Annotated in this window: 1 pseudogene; it reads left to right on the forward strand. The window is 55.8% G+C overall.

From position 1 onward, the window contains the following. Nucleotides 1-719, forward strand: a pseudogene (locus VH86_RS25410) (contractile injection system protein, VgrG/Pvc8 family); the annotation flags it as partial.

Consider the following 719-nt stretch of genomic DNA (forward strand, 5'->3'; position numbering starts at 1 on the left):
ATTAACCAGTATCAGGAAAGTGACCTGAAGTTTGTTCAGCGTCTGGTGTCTGAAATCGGCATCTTCCACTAATTCACGCTTCAGCCCGATACGCAGACTGAAGTCATCCGGTTTGGGGACGCGCAGAGCGCTTATTCTGAGCAGAAATCGCTGCCGCTGAACAGCCCATCGGGCCTGGAAGACAACGCCCAGGAATCCATCTGGAATCTGAATCTGACCCATAACGTGGTTGAAGCGGGAGTGGTGACTAAGGATTATAACCACCGTGAGGCACAGCGCGTGCTGCGGTCGGTGAAGGCCGATATGACGCGGGGCGATGGTGACAACATCTCTTACGGGGAGGTGTATCACTATCGTCCGCGCCATCCCTACAGCGGTGATAAGTATGTTCCGGAGGCCGAGACCGCAAACTTTTATGCCCGTCTCGACCATGAACGTTTTCTTGCCCGACAGACGCTGATAACGGGAATCTGCAACGACGCCTTTATCAGCCCGGGCCACGTTTTGTCAGTTACTGAGACAGGCATACCCACGCTGCCTGCGCAGTTGCAGACGCCCTTTTTAATCACCCGAATCAATGTCAGTGCGAGCCGGCGCTCCGCATTCCAGGCCAGTCTGAATGCCGTGCCTTACAGTGAGACGCTTTGCTGGCGTCCCGCACTGCTTGCCCGACCTAAAGTCAGCGGCACCATGACGGCTCGCGTGACCAGCGCGAAAGA

It is taken from the genome of Pantoea sp. BL1, assembly GCF_000963985.1.
Lineage (GTDB): Bacteria > Pseudomonadota > Gammaproteobacteria > Enterobacterales > Enterobacteriaceae > Pantoea > Pantoea rwandensis_B.